Here is a 21819-nt window from a genome sequence, read left to right as displayed (position 1 = left end):
ACAATGAAAAAAATATTCAAGATATTAGGAATTACTGTGCTGGCTGTTATCATTTTGATCGTGGCGGCACCTTTTTTCTTTAAAGATCAGATTGCACAGATCATTAAAGATAAACTCAACGCCTCGATGGATGCACAAATTGACTTTGCTGAGGTGGATTTAAGCCTTTTTAGAGCCTTTCCAGATGCACGATTGAGTATCGATGGCGTTTCCATAATTAATAAAGAACCTTTTGCTGGTGACACTTTGTTTTATGGGAAAGAGGTGAAACTGGACTTACCGATAGGCGATCTTTTTAATAGTGCAAGCGAGCCTATTCACGTTAATGAACTGATAGTTAATAGCGCAGTTGCAAGACTTACAGTAAATGAAAATGGTAATTCTAGTTGGGATATTGCAAAGGAGTCCGCTTCCGCGAAAGCGAGTCCAGAACAAACACCTGAAACAAGTACTGGTTTCTCGTTTGATTTAAAACACTACGAGATCAATAATTTTGAACTTACGTATGAAGATAAAAGTTCTGAAATGAAGTTTGTTATGTCTGAAATGAATCACTCTGGAAATGGGGACTTTTCATTAGGAGAAAGTACGTTAGAAACCTATACGGAAGCGCTGGTTTTTTATACTATGGATGATATCAACTATTTATCTGGGCAACAAATAAAACTGGATGCAGCAATCCTGATGGATCTGGATAATCAGAAATATACATTTCAAGAAAACAAGGCTTTTATCAATGCACTAGAATTGAAATTGGACGGTTTTGTTCAACTAGAAGAAACCTATACGATGGTAGATCTTACTTTTGACACACCATCATCAGATTTCAAAAATTTCTTTGCCGTTATTCCAGAAACGTATCGTAAGAATCTAGATGGCATCACAACTACTGGTGATTTTACTGTAAACGGTATGATTAAAGGAGAAGTAGATGATACACGCATTCCTAAAATGGATATCAAAATAAGTTCTAATAACGCCTCTTTTAAATATCCTGATCTACCTAAAACTGTAACTAACATCAATATTGATGCACAACTTAAAAACGAAACAGGGAATGTAGACGATACTTATTTTAATGTAGCCCAAACTTCTTTTAATATAGGTAGCGATAGAATAAGTGGTAATGCAATGGTTAGAAACCTAACTTCAAATATGAATATTGATTTGAATGCTAATGGGAATTTGAACTTTCAAAATCTAGCACAAGCTTTTCCATTACCAGAAGGCATGAAACTGGATGGAAAACTAGCATTAGATATTGCCACTAAATTTGATATGGAAAGTATTGAAAAGGAAAAATATGAGCGTATCAATGCAAAAGGAACAGCTAGTTTAACAGAGTTTGCATATGAAGGTGACGCTCTTACAAAGCCCTTAGTTATTAATAGTGCCAAAATAGATATGACTACTTCTAGAATTAAACTAGAAGATTTTGACGCAAAAACAGGTTACACAGATTTAAAAGCTAGCGGTACGATCAATAATTTAATTGGATTTTTACTTCAAGATCAAGACTTAAAAGGAACTTTTAATGTCAGATCAAACACACTGGACGCGGCAGATTTCATGACTGCTACAGAGGTAACACCAGCACAACCAGCAAATGGAATTACACAAAAATCTACTGCTGCAACTACAGAAGAGGCGATCAAAATACCAGCTTTTCTTGATGCCAACTTAGATTTTCAGGCCAATAACGTCTTGTACGATGGCTTACAGTTGAAAAATGTAAGTGGTGTGGCACTCGTACGAGATGAAACTTTAACTCTCAATAATCTTACAACAAATATTTTTAATGGTAATATAGGAGTCAACGGTTCTGTTTCCACAAAAGGTACAACGCCAGTATTCAATATGGCGTTAGATATGAAAAACTTAGATATTGCCCAGTCTTTTGAGGGATTTGATATGTTCAAATCATTTGTTCCTATTTTAAAATCATTACAAGGTAAGATCAATACATATTTGACTTTTTCTGGGTCGTTGGACAATGATTTATCTCCTATTTTGAGTACTATAAATGGTGATGCGCTTGCTCAATTACTCACACAGGATGTCAATGCGCAAAACAATCCATTATTAGGAAAATTAGCTCAAAAAGTCAGTTTTATAAATCTGGATAAGTTTGATGTGTCTAACATTACAGCAAAGCTTAACTTTAAGGATGGAGCGGTTCAAGTTGCGCCATTTGATTTTAATATTAAAGGGATTAAAGCAACTGCCAGTGGTAGACATAGTCTGACCAATGAGATGGATTATACATTAGCTCTTGATCTACCTGCAAAATACTTAGGAAAAGAAGGTGCAAATTTATTGTCTAAGTTAACAGCAGAAGATATCGATAAAATCAATGTTCCTGTTCCAGTAAAATTTTCTGGCTCATTTTTAAGCCCTAGAATTGACTTAAACTTAGATCTAGCTGTTAAAAATCTTACGACCCAGATTGTTGAAATTCAAAAAGCCAGGTTAAAAGACAAAGGAAAAGAAGCTGTAGGAAACACTGTTAATGATATTATTAGTGGTAATAATCCTTTAGGAGGTATCAAGGATATCATTTCAGGAAATGGAAAACCTAAAGATTCTACTTCTACTCCTACTACAACACCAGTTAAAACCGAAGACAAAGTAAAAGAAGCTGCTGGTAATTTAATTAAAGATCTTTTCGGCAGAAAGAAGAAAACTACGACTGATACTACCAAAACGAAGTAATACAAAATTTTATAAGGCTCTTTATCGCTCAATTGAGGAGCCTTTTTAGTTTAAATCTTCTCACTCAGATATTTCCAATACCTTTTTGGGACATGTTGTAAATGTAACTTCATGTTTTTACGCGATTTGATATTAGTGCTTTTAAAGTATTGATTCCACAAATCTTTGTAGTTGTTCTCGCTGGAGTTGATGCTGAGCGCAGTCGAAGTGCGAAAGCTTTCTAAGGCAAAGATTTCCTTACTATTTTCAGTAACCGAAGTATTCAAAATACCTCGTTGCCCTTTTGGCTGGTCAAAATTAATAGTTACTTCTTGAACCGTATTAAGATCATAACTAATCCCAAAATCGCGTTTGAGATCATAAATCACCCATTTCTGGTCGGCATAGCGACTTTTAAAATGACTAGCAATAAGTGGAAGCACATTGAAATCTGGTTCTACATTGGCATAATAGATTTCTTCATTGATCATGTGAAAACGTACAAAAGCCTCCATACGATGCTTTTCGCGACCTACCATTTTTGCTGCTTGCGTAATCTTTAGAACAGTAGTATTTCCATAATCACCACTGGGTGTTTTTTGATTTTCGAAGGTGATTTTTAAGTATTCGTAGATGGTATTTTCTATTCCTATAATCTCGCTTAAAAAAGATCTGTAGATCTGTCCAGAATCGTTCTTACTACATAATGAGGTGAACCGTTTCCATACACGTTCTGCTTTTTCAGTATCTGTGATAATATCCATCGTCCCACCAAAAAGATCTTTCTGCTCCTGTGAGGCCTTTGCTATGATAGGCAGCTTTATTTTATGATCGTAAATAGTGAAAATAGCAGTCATTAATCCATTAAAACTACCATCGTATAACAGAGTAAGTGTCATGAAAAAAGGCTTAATTGATTACTAAAGTTTTTATGGTATTTGCTGGTAGAATTGATCATGATTAATTCCTTGATCTTTGAACTAGTTAAGTCACGAGATTCAAACTCTCTAGAATCGCATGTAATAAAATATTTAGATCGATTCATAGAAATACCTATGGCTTTTAAGTGTTCCCAGTTCAGTTTTCTATAACGTCTAGCACTCAAAATCTTACCTACAGATTTCATTCCTATTCCAGGAACACGAGCCAGCATGCGCTTATCGGCACGATTAATATCTATGGGAAATTGGTCTAGATTACGCAACGCCCATGAAAGTTTTGGGTCTATATCCATATCTAAATTTTGATGCGTGTCATTAAGAATTTCTCTTACATCAAAACTATAGAAACGCAGCAGCCAGTCGGTTTGATAGAGTCTGTTTTCTCGCATCATGGGCACTTCTGTTCCTATCGCTGGTAAGCGTGAATCTTCTGCCACTGGAATATAGCCAGAATAATACACGCGCTTCATAGCAAACCTGTTGTAGAAAAAGTTAGCACTATACATAATATCGCGATCACTTTCTCCGGTAGCGCCCACGATCATTTGTGTACTCTGACCAGCTGGCGCATAAATAGGTGTGCTTTTAATCAGTTTTTTTTCAGACTTATAAATCTGTATAGACTTTTGAACCGCTTTCATAGGCTGGATAAAGTCTTTATGGTCCTTATCTGGTGCGAGTAATTTCAATCCAGCTTTTGTGGGAATCTCGATGTTCACCGATAAACGATCTGCATACAATCCAGCTTCTTGCATCAATTCATCGCTTGCTCCAGGAATAGATTTCAAATGAATGTATCCGTTAAAGTTTTCTTCTTCTCTTAGTTTTTTTGCTACTCGTATTAAGCGTTCCATAGTGGCGTCTGGACTTTTAAAAATCCCAGAACTTAAGAACAGTCCTTCTATATAATTACGCCTATAAAAATTAATAGTCAGGTCCACTACCTCTTGAACTGTAAATGCCGCACGTTTGATATCGTTAGATTTTCTAGTCACGCAATACGCACAGTCAAAAATACAGACGTTAGTCAGCAAGATTTTAAGCAGTGACACACAACGACCATCTTCCGTATAAGAATGACATATTCCCATACCGCTAGAGTCGCCTAGACCTTTATTCTTATTCGCTCTTTTACTACCGCTACTACTACAACTCACATCGTATTTTGCAGCATCCGCCAGTATTTCTAATTTCTCTTTTATTCTTTCGTAGTTCATACTCATTGCCCGCGCAGGCAGGTATCTCTTTATTAAATTCTCTAGGATAGTTTTATCTCATAGCTTACCAATCAGGCTTACTAGATTTTCTTCCTCCACCAGGTTGATGAATCGCTCCATTTTCTAGTGATAATTCTGGGTGGCGTCTACCGTTTCCATTTCCCATACGCCGATCTCGTAAACTAGCCTGTTTATCGAGTCGCTGCATCGTCTGCGGATTTTCCTCTGCATAGCGAGGATCTTGAATATAATCTGCTTTTTTCATGTTGTGAACCTCTATAGAATAGAAATCAAATTCTTCTACTACTTTACCGTAAATCATGTAAATACCGCTTCCGCGAAAAGTGATCTTTGCAGCCACCGGCGGAAACATAACCGTATCAAAGAACTCACCTCGATGGTCCAAGAATGTACCGAACTGCATGCGTTTTCCTTTGGCAGTATTAGTTGTTTTGATGTTGACCACGTAGCCATAAATCAAAACCATTTTTTTATTATAATCCATCATTTCTTTACGACCTAGCTGGTTCTTAGGTGGCTCTGTCAATAAATCAAAATGAGAACATAAAGGAAATCCTAACAATTCAAATTGCTCAAAAGCCAGTTCTTCTTTTGTAGTAGAAAGTTTTGGGATTTCAACATGTCTGTGATCTGGCACAAAAAGTTTGCTTTGTAGTACTTTTTTAGGTGTTTTGTCCAGCTTATAATGCGCTTGCCACAGCAACTCATACCGATCGGTATTTGTAAATCTAAAGGCGTTAATACGTATCAAAATAGAAAGCTGCTCGATACTAATAAGTACACGATTAATGAAATCCTCTAATGATAAAAACCACCCATTTCTATCACGCTCTTCTACAATCCTGAGAATGGTACGCCGCTCTAATTCTTTTAAATAACTCAGCGCGATATAAATAGTTTTACCCTTTATAATAGTAGCTAGATCACTGTTGTTGACACATGGTGCTTCTATAATACCACCGCACATTCTCGCCTCATGAACATATAATTCTGGTTTATAAAAACCACCGCCATTGTTAAGTGTTGCGGTCATGTATTCTAGCGGGAAATATCGTTTTAAATACAAACTCTGGTAACTTTCTACGGCGTAGGATGCAGAGTGACCTTTCGCGAAAGCGTAACCAGCAAAACTCTTGATCTGGTTCCATATTTCTCTAGATTCTTCTGGATCATAACCTTCTTTTAAACAATTATTAAAGTAATTATCCTCTACTTTTTGAAACTCTTCTCGAGAACGGTATTTACCACTCATCCCGCGACGCAGTACATCTGCCTCGCCTAGATCTAATTTTGCATAATTGTGTGCGACCTTGATCACATCTTCCTGATATACCATGATACCATAGGTTTCTGGCATGATGCTTTGCATAATAGGATGCGCTTCTTTACGTTTTTCTGGATAGCGTGTGCGTAGAATAAACTCGCGCATCATCCCACTTTGTGCAACACCAGGACGTATTACTGAGCTGGCCGCGACCAGACCTATATAGTCGTCAGTGGCGAGTTTACTGAGCAGCATTCTCATAGCTGGTGACTCGATATAAAAACAACCGATACACTTTGCTTGCGAGATCATTTTATTGATGCTCTCATCTTTCATGAACTTTTTCACATCGTTGTGAACGTCCATTATTTGGGCATCGGGCTGGTTGTATTTCACGATTTCAATCGCGTCACGTATTTTTCCTAAACCACGCTGCGCAAGAATGTCAAATTTGTGAATTCCAGCATCCTCGGCAATATGCATGTCAAATTGTACCGTACGGTAACCTTTAGGTGGTAAACTGGTCGCGCTGTAACAATGAATAGGTTTATCGGTTATTAAAATTCCACCAGCGTGAATGCTGGTATAATTAGGCATTCCATGAATTAGGTTGCTGTATTTAAGAACCAAATCATGCATTTGATCTTTTTCATGGGCTCGCAATTGACCACTAGTAAGTTTATCGATTTCTTCTTTAGGAAGTCCAAAAACTTTTCCTAATTCACGCATAACTGCACGCACTTGAAACGTATTGTAAGTAGCGAGTAAAGCCACATTATCAAATCGCTCAAATATAAATCTGGTGATATCTTCTCGATCGTCCCATGAGAAATCAATATCAAAATCTGGCGGACTCGTTCTATAGTCATTGATAAATCGCTCAAAATATAGATCCAGATCAATAGGGTCTACCTCGGTAATACGCAGTAGATAGGCAAGAATACTATTTGCTCCACTACCACGACCTACATAAAAATAACCTTGCTCACGAGCGTAAGCACAAATTTGCCAGTTGATCAAGAAGTAAGCAACAAAGCCTTTTTTATGGACGATTCCTAACTCCTTTTCTATACGTGCATAGACCTCTTTTTTATCTTCAACTTCTGCATAGCGGTGCTCAACTCCTTCATAAGCTAGTCTTTTAAGCTCTTCAAAATCGGCAGCCTCATCTGTAGTAAACACACGCTGATTTTCATTAAGTTGTGCATTTTCAAAATTAAAATTAATCGAACATTGCTCCAGTAATTTATTAGTATTCTCAATAATATGAGGATAGGCTTCAAAAGCTTTTTCTAACTGATTCACCGGGATCATTTGATGTTCCATTTTGCCTTGTTGCTCTTCTGGCAACTGGCTTAATAAAATATTGAGATCAATACAACGCAACAAACGATGAGCATTAAAATCACGTTTATTTCTAAAAGTGGTAGTTTGAAGAACGACTAGTTTATCCTCCATTTTTACATACTCCATAAAAGGAAGCTTGCGTAAACTCGTTAGGGAGATTCCAATGTATTCGCTTTCGCGAAAGCGAGATACTTCCAACTCTTTAACTTGTTCTAGTGGATAGATCACAAATGCGTTCTCAAATGCAGGCGCACGATCTGGCAATGGTATTTTTTGTTCTAAGTGATGCGATAAAAACTCATTCAGCTCTTGAAAACCCTTGTTGTTCTTTGCGATACCTACGTATAGTTGCTGGTGTTCATTTCTAAAATCAATACCTATCACGCCATGAAGCTCGTGTTTTGTACAAAGTCTTATAAAGTTGAGACAAGCGCTGGTATTATTAATATCGGTAAGCACGATGGTTTTCAACCCATTTTGTTGTGCCAGCAGGAGCAGCTCCTTCTCATCATAAGTGCCGTAGCGTAAAGAATAATATGTATGATTGTTTAAATACAAATGTGTTTGTGAGTTTGTGAGTTTGTGAGTTTGTGAGTTTTCCAATTCATAGGTACGGACTTAAGTCCGTACCTATGAATTGTCATTTTAAATGCTATTTGTTATTTTAAATTTTGCCTCATGCCTAAAATCACTGTTTGCGATGTGCTAGCACCACAGGAGGCAAACCGTTAAAAGGATTGTGCATTCTACCTATGGTTCTTGCTTCCATTCCAGCTGCTCTAACGACGGTTCTATCTCCATATTTTTCTCTTATTTTATCTAGTGCTTTATACAAATTGATGGCTTGCTCGCTATCGTCAAAAAGATTGATCTGGTAATTACCACTAACAATATGTGAAAACCTGATTCCTATCAATCGTATCAATAATCTGCGCTGAAAAAGTTTGTCAAATAATTCCAGTATACGCGGAATCAAAATATGATCTGCGCTGCAATAGGGAATGCGAATTTGCTTGCTGTAGGTATTGAAATCTGAGTAGCGTATTTTAACATTAATACAAGCAGTAAGTTTATCGCCACGTCTCAATTGATACGCAAGATTTTCAGTCATTGCAATGAGAATAGACTTTAACTTTTTTATATCTATGGTGTCTTTATCAAAAGTTCGCTCAGTAGATATAGACTTGCGTTCATTAAAAGCCACGACAGGACGATTATCCACACCTTGCGCACGCTGCCATATCAAAGAGCCGTTTTTACCTAAAACGTTTATCATCATTTCTTGCGGCATTTCTTGAACGGTATGAATTTTTTTAATTCCTAGATGCCTTAAAGTTTGATAGGTCTTATCGCCTACTTGCGGAATCTTCTTTATGGAAAGTGGTGCTAAAAAACTTTTTTCAGTACCATAATCTATGAGTAATTGATTATTAGGTTTTGCCTCGCCAGTAGCAATTTTAGAAACTACTTTATTAATAGAAAGTCCAAAAGAAATAGGAAGTCCCGTTTCTTTGATGATTTTGTTGCGCATCTCTGTAGCAAACTTGTAGCAACCATAGAAGCGATCCATTCCTGTAAGGTCTGCATAGAACTCATCGATGCTGGATTTTTCAAATAGTGGTGTTTGTTCCTTAATAATTTCAGTTACTTCATCAGAATGTTTTGAATAGGTACCTGCGTTTCCACGTATAACCACAGCTTCTGGACATAACTGTCGGGCAAGTTTCATAGACATACCGCTATGAACTCCATAACCACGCGTTTCATAACTACAGGCTGCGACAACACCACGATCACTAGTTCCACCTACGAGAAGTGGTCTCGCTTTAAGTCGTGAGTCGATCTTCCTTTCTACAGAAACGTAAAAAGTATCAAGGTCTAGATGCATGATGTGTTTATCGTTCATAGTTATTATTCCTGCGCAGGCGGGAATCTGTTTTATGTTACAGCAATGCTGTTTTTAGTGGTCATTACGCTGCAAAGCGGAATCGGTCTGTTATTTATCGAGATCATGTAGGTCCTCAATCAATTATAATCCGTGGCTAAAACCTGTGAGTTTGCCCACAAGCTTTTTACTATGATTTCAACTATTTTTTAATAGGCATAACCTCATAAGTTAAAACCGCCTTTTTCAAACCCATCATCGATAAGCTCAGATTGATAATCTGCGTATTAATCATCGGCATTATGTTAAAACAAGCGGTCAAAAAACCTCACAGAAAATATTCTGTGAGGTTAGTTATTAATACGATTGTTACTCTATGAATTCTACTTGTTAATCTGCCATATTTTTGATGACTAGATCGTTTACTGTAGGTTCCATAAAGCTTATAAAGCCTTCTTTTTCAATTTCATTTTTAAATTGAATTCCGTTTTGCTGTAATACTTCATGAAGTGTGTGATATACTTTATGAATCAGATCTTCGGTTTCGGCTACTTTATCTGACCATAATTTTACTTTATGAACCACTTTCATAGTAGCTTTTTTTCCAGCCTTACGAGTGATGACTAATTGTTCTACTCGCTGTGCTAGTTCTGATTTTATAAGTTCTATATTCATATTTTGATACATTTTAAAACAAAACAAATTGATCTCCTTCAACCAAACGCTCTTCTCTAATCACATATTCGTCTTCTTCGGCAAACTTGAGTCGTTCATAAAGGCAACGATCATAATCTTTAAAGAGTTTATCGCCAGTAGGTTTTAAAAGTTCCAACCCGTTTGCCTCTGGCTTTTTGATTTTTTGTGAGATAGGATAAGCATTGAATCCTTTAGAATCAAAAGGCTGCATCATTCTAGTAAGTTCTTGCACAGAAATATCTGGATTCAGCCATTTTTCTTCGTCTGTCCTACTTAAAACTACAGGTGCTCTGTGGTGTTCAATTCTTTCTGTCAATCGATTTGCAGCACTAGTAATAATAGCTACTGTGTGGTGTAACTCTCCTGTTAATGGATGTTGCCAGGTATCGTGAATTCCAGCAAGAGCAAAAGGACCACGATCACGATTAGGGTAAACTAGATAAGGCTTGTTAAGTTTTTCCTGCTTAGGTCCTTCTATAAACGCATCTACAAGAACAAGACAACGTTGCGATTTAATCGCATGACGAAACATAGGTTTATTAAAAATACCCATCGCTCCTTTATATGTAGTACTATTTTCTGGATTCAAGTTTCCTTCACTGCGTGCATTAATCATATACGTTTGTTTGTGTGCCCAGTGAGGTGTATAGCCCAAAGTAAACATTTGTATATGATTAGGCTGTGCGCTCGTGATGACTGGTATTTTATTACCAGCACTGATATTCACGTTTTCTTGAAGTACAGCACCTTTTGCAAAAGCGGCATTAAAACGCTTTTCTAATTCTACTGCTGGTGTAATTATCGTTGCTCTTCCACACATAATTATTAGTTTTATGGAATATTTCCAAGAACTATTCCGTTTCACATGTCAAATATATGGAAATATTCCATTATTATGGAAATATTCCAGTGTTAAAATTGGAATTATTCCTAAAACACTTATATTTGTTCTATGGCACAAGAGATTTCAACAGAGGCAAAGAGGTTCAAACAGGTACGAGAGGACCTAGGAAAAACCCAAAGTGAGTTTGCAGACTTGCTCGATGCAGGTAGTACAACCGCTGATATAGAGCGTGGTAAAAAGAAAATAACTGGCAAGATTGTGACAGAATTACTGCGACAGTTTAATGTGAATCCGCTTTGGTTGTATGGGAATAGTTACAATAAGTATTTAGAAACAAGTACCAGCACAGCTCCTAAAATTATAACTATGGATGCTAGTGATCGTGAAAATATGATCATGGTTCCCATAAAAGCCAGTGCTGGATATGCCAGCAATGTGCAGGATACCGACTGGTATAATGATTTACCAGCCTTTAATATACCACTGCCACAATATAAAGAAGGAAGTTACAGAGCTTTTCAAGTAAAAGGTGATAGTATGTTACCGGTCTTGCAACCTCAAGAATGGGTTATGGGAAAAGCTGTAGAAAGTGTGCGCATGGCAAATGATAATCGCATTCATGTTGTAGTTACTGCAGAGAGTGTTCTCGTTAAAAAACTACGCAAATCAGAATCTCCAGAAGCGGTAAATTTGATATCTCTTAACCGAGATTATCCTGTGATTGAGCAACCAGTTGCCGAAATCAAGGAACTATGGGAAGTGAATTCTAAGTTAAGCTTTGATCTTGATGTTCATGAAGGAGAAGAAGCAATGATTTCTCTTAAGCAAGGATTAGATAGTTTACGTCAAGAAATCCAAAGCATAAAAAAAGGAACTTCTTAAGACGTTCCTTTTGTTTTTTTGTAGCAATGATGAAGATCAATCTGGATCGTTTTCTGTAGGATTAGTATTGTAAGTAGATTCACTGCTATTATCGTTAGGTACATCATCACGTAATTCTTGTACTTCAACCTCTTTCCCTTCTTCCCTACAGCCTACCAATATTGGTAAAGTTAGAAACATAATGGTTACTATTAGCGCTATTTTTTTCATAGTTTTATTGCTTTGGTTACTTAAATATACAGGCTTAACAGCTATGTGCGTCCCAGTTTTTTCTTAATCTTTATTAAAATATGTTAAAGATGTTTCCGCTTTCGCGAAAGCGGAATAACTTTAGACAAACCATATTTTAATGAGCTTTTATAAACTGTACGATTTTTTACGCGACCTTCAAAAGAACAATTCTAAAGACTGGATGGATGAGAATCGAAAGCGTTATCATGAAGTGCGTGATTGGTACATCGACTGGTTGAATCAGCTAGATATTGAATTAGGAAAAGTAGATCCAGAATACGTTTCTATAGAAGGAAAAAAAGCCATCAATCGCATTAATAATAATTTGATGTTTCATCCAGAGAAACCAATTTATAAAGATCATTTTGGTGCGGGAATGGATTTGAATGAAAATGGTAAACAAGGCGATTTCTATATTCATTTAGGAACAGAAGAATCTTTCATCGCAGGCGGATTCTACAAACCTAAAAAGGAACTGCTTGACTCTATACGTGACGCGATCGATTATAATGGTGAGGAATATAAAGAGATTCTGAATAAAAAATCTTTCAAAGAAACCTTTGACGTGATCGATGACGGTGATTCTTTAAAAACGGCTCCCAAAGGTTATTCTCAAGATCATAAACATATAGAACTATTGCGCATGAAAACTTTTGCCGTGCAACATGATCTGACTCAAAAAGAAGTAACACAAGATGATTTTATGCAACGTTGTGTAGATGTTTATAAGGAAATGATTCCTTTTAGAGCGTATTTAAATAAATCGGTTACGGTATAGTTAATCTCTATAATACACCTTAAACTCGGCGCCCATACCATAATTGTTATTTCCTGATCGTACTAATTTACTGTTAGGGTTGTAGCTTAAATCAAATAATTGCCAAGTTTTATTATTAAAGAAAATACGTCTTACCCAAGTATTTTTACCTTCTATTTCATTGGTAAAAGGCAATAGTGGTCGGTAAGTGGTAGAAACTTTCTCGACGCCAGATCTTGTTTTTATTTCTCTATATTTTTTGGCTTTGATCAATTTGCCATTAGGCCTAGTATAACCGAGAACTTGTATGGAGGCAAAGATTCCATTTTTTGGAATGTTGATTTTAAGTTCTTCTATATCTAGTTCATAGGTTTCCTCACTAGTTTGATCAACGATAAAGGTTTTTGAAGGATAGAGCGATCTGCGTTCTGGACTGCCATCGTCATTTACGTCATAAAAAGAAACTCTAAATAGGGTAGAAAACTTGCGTAGTTTTCCTTTTCTGCTTTTTTGACTGTCTTCTAGAACGATTGGTAATTTAAGTTGTGTGATTTGTGTAGGCTCGCCATCATAACGGTCAAATTTTATGGCTATCTCACTTTCTACCGTTGGTAACCAGCAATCAAAATAATTATCGTGTCCTATTTCCTTTTGCTTTCTGTTTTTAAATTTCCCTGTAAGTTCAGTGGTTAATATAACGGTATCTAATTCGTCTGCTTCTTGAGATAAAAATACTTCTGGCTTCAAATCAGCAACAGCAACGCCTAGATCTGCATAACCGATGCTGGAAAAAAATAAAGAATCTACATCTTGATACAATTTCTTTGAAAAGCGAAAACTTCCTTCATCGTCTGCAAAAGTTCCTTTACCGTTACCAAAACTTATAGTCGCAAAGGCAATTGCTTCTTTAGTTTCTGTATCTTTTATGGTAATGTCTTGACTTTTTCCTAATTGAACATTAAAAAGTAGTAGACTAATCCAGAATAAGTTCTTCATTAATTGATTTTAAATATGATACAATCTCGCGTGTTGCGCCGGTATTACTATTGATCCAGTGACCACAAATCATTCCAGTTTTATCTCTAAAGTGACCATCTTCAAATAATTTGTTTGTGATGGATTCAAATTCAGCAGGATTTTTCACTGAAAATAATCCACCAAGATCTTCTAGCTTACTGGCTTCAGGAAATTTTGAGTAATTCTTGCCTATAATAACAGGAACGCCGTAAGTTGCTGCTTCTAAAATATTGTGCAAGCCCTTTGTTCCCATGGCGCCTCCTACATAAGCAAGATCTGCATAGCTGTAGGCTTTGGTTAATAAACCTATTGTGTCAATCACAATTGTTGATGGTTTTTCAAGGTCATGAATAACGCAACCTTGTAGACTGGACCATTTCATAGGGAAATATCCTAATGATTTTTCTAGTTCATTAATATTGCTTAAACCTACTTCATGAGGTGCAATAATTACTTTATACTCACTAGACTTTTCATTTTCTTGCAACCAATTTTTCATGATCACAATATCCTCTGGCCAGGAACTTCCTATAACTAGACATTTTTTACCGCTTACAAACTCTTCTAAAAAACTAACGGTATTATCTCTTTCTATGAGTTGGCTCGCACGATCAAATCTGGTATCGCCACTAACGCTTGCATTAGTAAAGCCTAACTTTTTAAGGTTAGTTAGTGAGGATTCATTTTGAAGAAAAAAGTGGTCAAAAGATTCTAAAGATTTGATCATCCATTTTCCGTACCAACTATTAAAGGACATTTTATCTCTAAACATGCCACTTATAAGAATGGTTTTACAGTCTATTTCTTTTAGTTTATTCAAGTAATTGGGCCAGAACTCATACTTTACCATTATCGCGAGCGATGGTTCTACAGTTGCCATAAATTTATTAACATTACTTACCGCATCTAGCGGTAGATAGCAAACTACATCTGCAAGTTTTGTATTCTTCTTGTTCTCATAACCGCTAGGTGAGAAAAAAGTGAGTACCACTTGATATTCATCTCGATTAATTTTTTCTAGAACAGGCACTACTTGCTCAAACTCGCCCAGACTAGCGGCGTGTACCCATATTTTAGGTAAAGAAGACTTTACTTTTTGGTCCAGAATATCCCAGGTTCGTTCCCGACCTTGCGCACCTAACTTAAGTTTTTTATTAAATGCACCAGCTAGTGGTAGGCACGCTTTCGCGAAAGCGGAAAAAATATCATACAACGTCTTCAATTACCAGTCTTTTTTCAAATGTAATATAAAATTATACGATTCGACATTTATGGCAATAATGCTTATTTTTACAAGTAAGAGCGTCATCAAACGTACGTTCATAATATAATTTGCAAATGCGTAAAATACAGATGGTTGACCTGCAAGGTCAGTACGAGGGAATAAAGGATCAAGTTAACAAAGGACTTCAAGAGGTTATTGAATCTGCTGCTTTTATAAACGGGCCAGAAGTTCATGCTTTTCAAAAAGAACTGGAAGATTATTTAGGTGTGAAGCATGTGATACCATGTGCAAATGGAACTGATGCACTTCAAATCGCAATGATGGGACTAGGTTTACAGCCTGGAGATGAAGTCATCACTGCCGACTTTACGTTTGCTGCAACCGTAGAAGTGATTGCACTTTTAAACCTGACACCAGTTTTGGTAGATGTGAATCCGTATAATTTTAATATCGATACAGAAGCGATTAAAAAGGCGATTACTCCTAAAACTAAGGCAATTGTACCAGTTCATTTATTTGGTCAGACCGCAAATATGGACGAGATCATGGCCATTGCTAAAGAGCATGATCTTTATGTGATAGAAGACAATGCCCAAGGAATAGGTTCTAATTACATGCATAGCGATGGTTCTAAGTCTAAAACTGGAACAATAGGAAACGTAGGAACCACCTCCTTTTTCCCTTCTAAAAACTTAGGAGCTTATGGAGACGGCGGCGCTATTTTTACTAACGATGATGAGCTGGCACACATTATACGTGGTGTGGTAAATCATGGTATGTATGAGCGTTATCATCACGATGTAGTAGGTGTCAATTCTAGACTGGATGCAATGCAAGCGGTAGTGTTGAGAGCAAAACTACCACACCTAACTGATTACAACAATGCACGTAGAGATGCTGCAAGAAAGTATACGGCTGCTTTTGCAAATGAAGAAAAAATTATCACACCTATCGTTTGTGATAACTGTGATTGCCATGTTTTTCATCAATATACATTAGTTATAAAAGATGCAGATCGTGACGGACTTGTAAAACACTTGCAAGCAAATAACATTCCGTGCGGTGTGTATTATCCGATTCCGCTACACAAACAAAAAGCTTATGCAGATGAACGTTATAATGAGAATGATTTTACAGTAACAAATCAACTAGTAAAGGAATGTATTTCTTTACCGATGCATACCGAACTAGACGACGAACAAATTAAGTTTATTACCGATCATGTTAAGGAGTTTGTAAATCGATAGATTTTATATTACATAATTAATGAAACTACCACTATGAAAGCAAATTTGAATCATCTTTTATTAGTGGTTTTTTTATGTTCCGCTTTCGTGAAAGCGCAATTGAAAACAAACACTTGCTATTTTATAAATGCCGAAAATGGTTTGAATCTTAGAGAAGGACCAAGCCTTAGCCATAAAATTGCTGGCAAATATCGCTATGGAACACAAGTGAAAGTTATTGAAAATGTGCCGTCGGTTGGAAAGACCTATGTAATCGATGATGGTAAAAAAGTATATGGAAGTTGGGTGCGTGTAGAACCTACATTTAATAATGATTACTACAATAAAACCAAATTATATCTTTTTGATGCCTATTTGAGCAAGCACCTGACTAAAATCCCACCGCAAAGTCTTCATAATTTTGTAGAATTATATGATAGTGCAGCTCTTGACGAATATTCACCTGCTACTGGTGTGTCTTCCAGACGTGGAATGTGGGAAACAGGAAACCAATGTGATGTGCGTTATGAATACAATCCAGCAGCAAAGGAAGTGCTTAAAGATATTATCCAATTTGAAGTCGTAAATAAAGAAGATTACATCAATCAAAAGATGATAGGTAATTATGAGATTGATGCTAGCTGGCAGCCTAAAAAATTTAAATTAGAAAACGAGTACAGACCGGTAGACTGGAAACAATATTATTTACCTATTAATAAAGGTAAAGATTCTGTCTTAATCAAGGATAACCAAGGAGAATGGGCTTCCGAAACAGAATATTACGGTCAGATTGAAGAGTTGGATAGTTATCTCATTTCTGGTTTTGCTGAGGACGCAGAAGTTGTTCTGGTAAATCGGACTACAGGAAAACAAAGCATACTATCCAGTGGCTTTCCATCAATTTCTCCTAAAGGGGAATACTTAGTAGCCGAGTATTATAATGGTTTTGATAATACTACCTATTTTACTTTAAGAGAGTTTAATGAACAAGCTATCTCTAGAAGTTATTTTATGAGTTTTACCAGCTGGATTACTGCTGGTGATTTCTTTTGGATTAAAGAGAATGAATTCATTATAGGCGTTTTACCTATGGATCGTGTTTTGAGAAACTCTAACTCTAGCAGTATGTCTAAAATTATCTACTTAAAAGGGAAGATTCAGTTTTAACAAGTACTTGATGTAACATTCTTAATTAATTGGTGTTGGAATATCTTAACTTGTGAATTCAAATTATAGATATGAAACTGCGATTTACACTCCTCTTTTTATTCCTTGCCATCATAGCAAGTGCACAAGACACTACTACTTTTATTCACGCTGGTCACCTTCTAGATACTGAGAAAGGAAAATGGATGGAAGAGATGACTATCAAAATAAGTAATGGAGAAGTCAAAAGTGTTGAGACTGGTTATAAAATTATTCCTCAGGATGTGAAATACTTTGATCTCAAGGACAAATGGGTCATGCCAGGTTTTACAGATATGCATGTTCATATGGAGACGGAATATAATCCGCATGCTTATGTACAGAAATATGTGGATGATCCAGCAGATGTTGCTTACGATTCTGTGAAGTATGCTGAAATCACCTTGATGTCAGGTTTTACAACTGTTAGAGATCTAGGTGGTAGTGGGATTAATATTTCGCTGCGAGACGCCATTAACAAAGGAAAAGTGCCTGGTCCAAGAATTTTCACGGCAGGAAAGTCCATCGCGACAACTGGCGGTCATGCTGATCCTACTAACGGTTCTAATCAAAAATTAATGGGCGATCCAGGACCACGAGAAGGTGTTGCCAACAGTCCAGATGAAGCTAGAGAAGCAGTAAGACATCGTTATAAAAACGGAGCAGATTGTATAAAAATCACCGCAACTGGTGGCGTTTTAAGTGTAGCAAAAAATGGGAGCAACCCACAATTTACGGTTGCAGAGATTAAAGCGATTACAGAAACGGCAAATGATTATGGTTTTCACGTTGCAGCACACGCTCATGGAGATGAAGGAATGTATCGTGCGGTAGAAGGTGGTGTTAAGACCATTGAACATGGAACGTATATGAGTGAACGTACTATGGAATTAATGATAGAGAAAGATTGTTATCTCGTTCCTACGATCACGGCAGGAAAAGAAGTAGCTCAAAAAGCCGAGGTAGAAGGTTTTTATCCTGCGATAGTAGTTCCTAAAGCGAGAACCGTTGGTCCACAAATTCAAGGAACCTTTGCAAGAGCTTATAAAAAAGGAGTGCCAATTGTCTTTGGAACAGACGCAGGTGTTTTTGCTCATGGACAAAACGCAAAAGAATTTGGTTTTATGAATGAAGCCGGAATGCCAGTTATGGAAACCTTGCAAAGTGCCACGATTACACCAGCAAAAATCCTAAAACTAGAAGATAAAATAGGCCAAGTAAAAAAAGGCTTCTATGCAGATATTATAGCCGTTTCTATAAATCCAGAAAAGAATGTTGCGGTTTTAGAAACGGTGGATTTTGTAATGAAGGATGGTGTGGTTTACAAGAAGTAAAACTTTAAGTTTTAATATTCAAAAAAAGGCTATTCTTTAGAATAGCCTTTTTACTTAATTTAATATTTATTGTGTTTTTACAACGCACTATGATTCTTAAATCCCTTTTCCTCTAAATACTTGACATATTCATGAGTATTTACGGTAGCTTTCAAGTCATGTAAAAGATTGTAGAGCCCAAAGAACGTACGGTTGATGTATAAAAAGTGCTTACTACCGCGATTACCATTCATTTTACGCAATTCTTTATCATTGCTATATTTTTCACTTAAAGAAGAAATTTCATCCCAAAAACCAGAATCTGCAAAATCAAAAGTTTTTTCTTGAAAAGGTTTGGTGAATAAACTGAGCATTTCATGAAAAAGCGCACTGAAATAAGTGATTTCTTTCTCACTATCATCTTTGCGTAAAATTTCCAACTGAAATAGTTTCGCTTTAAAAATTTCTGGATTGTTAATACTTGCAGGAACAGCTAGTTCAAAATAAGGTTGATAAAATTCATCCACGATTTCTTTAATACAACCAAAATCGATGGCTATTAATTCTCCTTCTTTAGAAATTAAAAAATTACCAGGATGTGGATCTGCATGAACGGCTTTTAGTCCGTGCATCTGGAACATATAAAAATCCCAAAGTGTTTGTCCTAATTTATTTCCTATTGCTGATGAAAAATCTGTTTTTGCAAATTCGCTCAAATGCTGTCCAGTCATCCAGTCCATCGTAATGATGCGTTTGCTGGAAATTTCTGGATAGTATTTAGGAAACTTTAAGTTAGGAATGTGTGAACAAGCTTCTGTAATTTCTATACTTTGCTTTACTTCTAGTGTGTAATCAGTTTCCTCAGTTAATTTATCTTCAACTTCAGAAAAGTACCTTTTAGAATCATCACCTTTAAGATTGAACATTTTAATGGCGATAGGCTTTACCATTGCAAGATCGCTTCCTATAGATTCTGCCACACCAGGATATTGAATTTTTACCGCTAGTTGTTTACCGTCTTTTGAAGCCTTATGAACTTGACCTATACTTGCAGCGTTTACTGAATCTTTAGAAAATGTGTCATAAATTTCTTCAGGAAAAGCGCCTTGATATTTTTTAAATGTTTTGCGCACTAATGGTGCAGAAAGTGGTGGCACGCTGAATTGTGCCAGACTAAACTTCTCTACATACGCACCTGGTAACAGACTTTTATCCATAGATAGCATTTGTGCTACTTTAAGCGCACTTCCTTTTAGACTTTTTAATCCGTCGTAAATATCCGTCGCATTGTCTTCATCTAATGAAGATCGGTCCATCGATGGATTCACAGCTTTTTTGGAATAATATTTAAGGTAATTAGCACCTATTTTTGCGCCAGTTTTTACTAACTCTGTAGTACGACCTATTTTACTAGTAGGTATTTTGTCTAATGTTTTCATATGATTTATCTGCGTGAAATCCACTTCGACAAGCTCAGTGTGACACCTTTAAATGACTTAAAATTAGATTTTCTAAAGTGTATTTATGATGGTCTCGCTTTTGCGAAAGCGGAACATTTACATATTAATATTCTAATCATTACAAAAACAACAGATCGGTATTCTTGTTTTTGATTTTACTTATGATTTTATTTTTACTACGCCATGCGTTCCTTCCACAAGAACTTGCCGAAATCAAATACGGCATCTAATGGAGTATTGTCAAAAACATCAAAAATGGTGTTAACAGATTTTTCAATAGCCATGTCGGTCTTTTCAAAGCCAGCGCTATCATCTTCCATCCAAAATTTCATCAAGAATAACATTTGTACCCAAGCTCCTTCACTATAAATAGTTTCAGAACGCTCTAATAAAATATTAGTTTTGTCTTCATTACGTTGCATGATTAGTTCTTTGGCAAAATTCTTAACATGTTTGCGCAACCCTTTTAACTGCTCCATCTTACTCATCATATGCTGATTTTCTTTGAGTGTATAAAGAACATAACTTCGGTTAAGTGTTAATAGTTCAAAAAACGTATAGAAGAAAGTTAACATTTTTTCTCTATTTGTAAAATGAGCGTATTCTTCATTTTTGTGGGCAACATCCATAGTCATGGTAAAGAAGGTGTTCCAAACATCATTGCGTAAACTATCAAAACTACCATAGAATTGATAGAATTCCTGTTCTGACATGTTATTCTCCTTAGCAAATTTATAAACAGACTTAGGAGTTTTCTCATGTTCTAAAACATAGTCCATATATGCCGTAAGGATGTCGTGCTTAGTAATTTCTTTCTTAGCTGTTTCCTTTTTAGTCGTCTTTTTTGCGGGTGCTTTTTTAGTAGTTGCCATAGTCTTCAATATATAGGGTAAAGATACGATCTGTTTAACTTATCGTGATACATCTTTAAACAAAAATTTGTTAAGGTTTAGTCGTTGTATAAGAGCAAAACTTAGAGTTGACACCATAAAAAAATCCCTTTCTAAAATTTTAGAAAGGGATTTTTAAGATTATAATGAATCGTGAACTACGGTCTGTTTGTTGCCACTGGTTCTTTATTCACCCAAGTGTTAACTGCTACAATAGCATTTTCACTATAATCTACTTCAGTAAGCTGGTCATTATTCCAGAAAAACCATTTACCTGCTTTTCTATCATTTTTATACTCTGCCTTAGCAGTTTTTTGACCATCAGCACTATAGCTGATCCACTCACCATGTCTTTTGTTATTCAAGAATGTTCCTGTCTGTGCAACTGTTCCATTATCATGAAAATAAGTAGCTTTTACTACACCATCTTCCATCTTTTCAAAGGTAGGTTTCACTTCTTGTGCCATAGCAACAACGCCCAGCATCATTACGGCAATAATCATTAATTTCTTCATCATCTAATACTTTAATGTTACTCAAAGTTAACTTTTAAAATACATTTAAACAACATATACATAACATTAAATTTACATTAAATACATAATTAATTGTAAATGAGAATATTGAATCAAAAATATTTTCACTATTTTAGAGTAGTTCTTCTATATAATTACTAAATCTTTGCCATTTTCTTATGTGTTTATGATGTAAATCGGTTTATTTTTGC

18 protein-coding genes are annotated in these 21819 nt (G+C 36.1%); 6 read left to right on the top strand and 12 right to left on the bottom strand.

Features of this window, described 5'->3' with window-relative positions; translation table 11 throughout:
* The first annotated feature begins 3 nt into the window (after positions 1-3).
* Positions 4-2712 carry an AsmA family protein gene (locus ACTF54_RS02010; RefSeq protein ID WP_438968608.1) on the top strand — a complete coding sequence of 903 codons (2709 nt, stop codon included), beginning with the start codon at positions 4-6 and terminating at the stop codon, positions 2710-2712.
* A gap of 50 nt (positions 2713-2762) precedes the next feature.
* Here ACTF54_RS02010 and ACTF54_RS02005 read toward each other — a convergent pair whose 3' ends face one another.
* The 6 genes from ACTF54_RS02005 to ACTF54_RS01980 all read right to left on the bottom strand — a co-directional run bounded on the left by ACTF54_RS02005 (position 2763) and on the right by ACTF54_RS01980 (position 10882).
* A complete protein-coding gene (locus ACTF54_RS02005) occupies positions 2763-3590 on the bottom strand; it encodes a TIGR03915 family putative DNA repair protein (RefSeq protein WP_438968607.1) in 828 nt (275 codons plus the stop codon).
* Positions 3587-4849 (bottom strand): putative DNA modification/repair radical SAM protein, encoded by a 1263-nt coding sequence (locus tag ACTF54_RS02000; RefSeq protein ID WP_438968661.1) that lies wholly within the window; start codon positions 4847-4849, stop codon positions 3587-3589. Before ACTF54_RS02000 ends, ACTF54_RS02005 begins: the two co-directional genes overlap by 4 nt.
* 64 nt (positions 4850-4913) lie before the next feature.
* Positions 4914-8039, bottom strand: coding sequence for a DNA polymerase III subunit alpha (locus ACTF54_RS01995; protein WP_438968660.1), 3126 nt, complete (start codon positions 8037-8039; stop codon positions 4914-4916).
* A 130-nt stretch (positions 8040-8169) separates the two neighbouring features.
* Entirely contained in the window at positions 8170-9387 is a 1218-nt protein-coding gene (gene dinB, locus ACTF54_RS01990; protein ID WP_438968606.1) for a DNA polymerase IV, read from the bottom strand.
* A 369-nt stretch (positions 9388-9756) separates the two neighbouring features.
* The gene (locus ACTF54_RS01985) at positions 9757-10041 is read right to left on the bottom strand and encodes a hypothetical protein (RefSeq protein ID WP_347196391.1); all 285 of its coding nucleotides are present in this window, start codon (positions 10039-10041) and stop codon (positions 9757-9759) included.
* A gap of 13 nt (positions 10042-10054) precedes the next feature.
* Positions 10055-10882: an SOS response-associated peptidase gene (locus tag ACTF54_RS01980; protein WP_347196392.1), complete on the bottom strand. Its 828-nt coding sequence runs from the start codon at positions 10880-10882 to the stop codon at positions 10055-10057.
* A gap of 132 nt (positions 10883-11014) precedes the next feature.
* Between ACTF54_RS01980 and ACTF54_RS01975 the strand changes: the two genes are divergently transcribed.
* The gene (locus ACTF54_RS01975) at positions 11015-11788 is read left to right on the top strand and encodes a LexA family transcriptional regulator (RefSeq protein WP_438968605.1); all 774 of its coding nucleotides are present in this window, start codon (positions 11015-11017) and stop codon (positions 11786-11788) included.
* A 36-nt stretch (positions 11789-11824) separates the two neighbouring features.
* Here the strand turns inward: ACTF54_RS01975 and ACTF54_RS01970 are convergent, their stop codons facing one another.
* Entirely contained in the window at positions 11825-11998 is a 174-nt protein-coding gene (locus tag ACTF54_RS01970; protein ID WP_438968604.1) for a hypothetical protein, read from the bottom strand.
* Positions 11999-12137: 139 nt separating this feature from the next.
* Between ACTF54_RS01970 and ACTF54_RS01965 the strand changes: the two genes are divergently transcribed.
* Complete coding sequence (locus ACTF54_RS01965; protein WP_438968603.1) at positions 12138-12797, top strand: DUF2461 domain-containing protein; 660 nt, start codon at positions 12138-12140, stop codon at positions 12795-12797.
* Here the strand turns inward: ACTF54_RS01965 and ACTF54_RS01960 are convergent, their stop codons facing one another.
* On the bottom strand, positions 12798-13772 hold the full coding sequence (locus tag ACTF54_RS01960) for a carboxypeptidase-like regulatory domain-containing protein (protein ID WP_438968602.1): 975 nt from the start codon (positions 13770-13772) through the stop codon (positions 12798-12800). It lies immediately after the preceding gene.
* Positions 13750-15015, bottom strand: a complete 1266-nt coding sequence (locus ACTF54_RS01955) for a 3-deoxy-D-manno-octulosonic acid transferase (RefSeq protein ID WP_347196397.1) — start codon at positions 15013-15015, stop codon at positions 13750-13752. Before ACTF54_RS01955 ends, ACTF54_RS01960 begins: the two co-directional genes overlap by 23 nt.
* 116 nt (positions 15016-15131) lie before the next feature.
* Between ACTF54_RS01955 and ACTF54_RS01950 the strand changes: the two genes are divergently transcribed.
* From ACTF54_RS01950 to ACTF54_RS01940, 3 genes are all read left to right on the top strand, one after another.
* Positions 15132-16265 carry a DegT/DnrJ/EryC1/StrS family aminotransferase gene (locus ACTF54_RS01950; protein ID WP_347196398.1) on the top strand — a complete coding sequence of 378 codons (1134 nt, stop codon included), beginning with the start codon at positions 15132-15134 and terminating at the stop codon, positions 16263-16265.
* Positions 16266-16298: 33 nt separating this feature from the next.
* Positions 16299-17411: an SH3 domain-containing protein gene (locus ACTF54_RS01945; protein ID WP_438968601.1), complete on the top strand. Its 1113-nt coding sequence runs from the start codon at positions 16299-16301 to the stop codon at positions 17409-17411.
* 71 nt (positions 17412-17482) lie between these two features.
* A complete protein-coding gene (locus tag ACTF54_RS01940; protein WP_347196400.1) occupies positions 17483-18763 on the top strand; it encodes a metal-dependent hydrolase family protein in 1281 nt (426 codons plus the stop codon).
* A 77-nt stretch (positions 18764-18840) separates the two neighbouring features.
* Here ACTF54_RS01940 and ACTF54_RS01935 read toward each other — a convergent pair whose 3' ends face one another.
* The 3 genes from ACTF54_RS01935 to ACTF54_RS01925 all read right to left on the bottom strand — a co-directional run bounded on the left by ACTF54_RS01935 (position 18841) and on the right by ACTF54_RS01925 (position 21610).
* Complete coding sequence (locus ACTF54_RS01935) at positions 18841-20181, bottom strand: ABC1 kinase family protein (protein WP_438968600.1); 1341 nt, start codon at positions 20179-20181, stop codon at positions 18841-18843.
* 197 nt (positions 20182-20378) lie between these two features.
* On the bottom strand, positions 20379-21074 hold the full coding sequence (locus ACTF54_RS01930) for a TetR family transcriptional regulator C-terminal domain-containing protein (protein WP_347196402.1): 696 nt from the start codon (positions 21072-21074) through the stop codon (positions 20379-20381).
* Between the two features lie 176 nt (positions 21075-21250).
* The gene (locus tag ACTF54_RS01925; protein ID WP_347196403.1) at positions 21251-21610 is read right to left on the bottom strand and encodes a toxin-antitoxin system YwqK family antitoxin; all 360 of its coding nucleotides are present in this window, start codon (positions 21608-21610) and stop codon (positions 21251-21253) included.
* Positions 21611-21819: the final 209 nt, after the last annotated feature.

The organism is Nonlabens sp., assembly GCF_965657255.1.
Classification (GTDB): domain Bacteria; phylum Bacteroidota; class Bacteroidia; order Flavobacteriales; family Flavobacteriaceae; genus Nonlabens.
This window is presented reverse-complemented; position numbering and strand designations above follow the sequence as displayed.

Excerpts from the sequence above, each read along its gene's own strand:
- ACTF54_RS02010 (WP_438968608.1), top strand. The coding sequence starts at position 4 with ATGAAAAAAATATTCAAGATATTAGGAATTACTGTGCTGGCTGTTATC.
- ACTF54_RS02005 (WP_438968607.1), bottom strand. The coding sequence starts at position 3,590 with ATGACACTTACTCTGTTATACGATGGTAGTTTTAATGGATTAATGACT.
- ACTF54_RS02000 (WP_438968661.1), bottom strand. The coding sequence starts at position 4,849 with ATGAACTACGAAAGAATAAAAGAGAAATTAGAAATACTGGCGGATGCT.
- dinB (WP_438968606.1), bottom strand. The coding sequence starts at position 9,387 with ATGAACGATAAACACATCATGCATCTAGACCTTGATACTTTTTACGTT.
- ACTF54_RS01985 (WP_347196391.1), bottom strand. The coding sequence starts at position 10,041 with ATGAATATAGAACTTATAAAATCAGAACTAGCACAGCGAGTAGAACAA.
- ACTF54_RS01980 (WP_347196392.1), bottom strand. The coding sequence starts at position 10,882 with ATGTGTGGAAGAGCAACGATAATTACACCAGCAGTAGAATTAGAAAAG.
- ACTF54_RS01975 (WP_438968605.1), top strand. The coding sequence starts at position 11,015 with ATGGCACAAGAGATTTCAACAGAGGCAAAGAGGTTCAAACAGGTACGA.
- ACTF54_RS01970 (WP_438968604.1), bottom strand. The coding sequence starts at position 11,998 with ATGAAAAAAATAGCGCTAATAGTAACCATTATGTTTCTAACTTTACCA.
- ACTF54_RS01965 (WP_438968603.1), top strand. The coding sequence starts at position 12,138 with ATGAGCTTTTATAAACTGTACGATTTTTTACGCGACCTTCAAAAGAAC.
- ACTF54_RS01960 (WP_438968602.1), bottom strand. The coding sequence starts at position 13,772 with ATGAAGAACTTATTCTGGATTAGTCTACTACTTTTTAATGTTCAATTA.
- ACTF54_RS01950 (WP_347196398.1), top strand. The coding sequence starts at position 15,132 with ATGCGTAAAATACAGATGGTTGACCTGCAAGGTCAGTACGAGGGAATA.
- ACTF54_RS01945 (WP_438968601.1), top strand. The coding sequence starts at position 16,299 with ATGAAAGCAAATTTGAATCATCTTTTATTAGTGGTTTTTTTATGTTCC.
- ACTF54_RS01940 (WP_347196400.1), top strand. The coding sequence starts at position 17,483 with ATGAAACTGCGATTTACACTCCTCTTTTTATTCCTTGCCATCATAGCA.
- ACTF54_RS01935 (WP_438968600.1), bottom strand. The coding sequence starts at position 20,181 with ATGAAAACATTAGACAAAATACCTACTAGTAAAATAGGTCGTACTACA.
- ACTF54_RS01930 (WP_347196402.1), bottom strand. The coding sequence starts at position 21,074 with ATGGCAACTACTAAAAAAGCACCCGCAAAAAAGACGACTAAAAAGGAA.
- ACTF54_RS01925 (WP_347196403.1), bottom strand. The coding sequence starts at position 21,610 with ATGATGAAGAAATTAATGATTATTGCCGTAATGATGCTGGGCGTTGTT.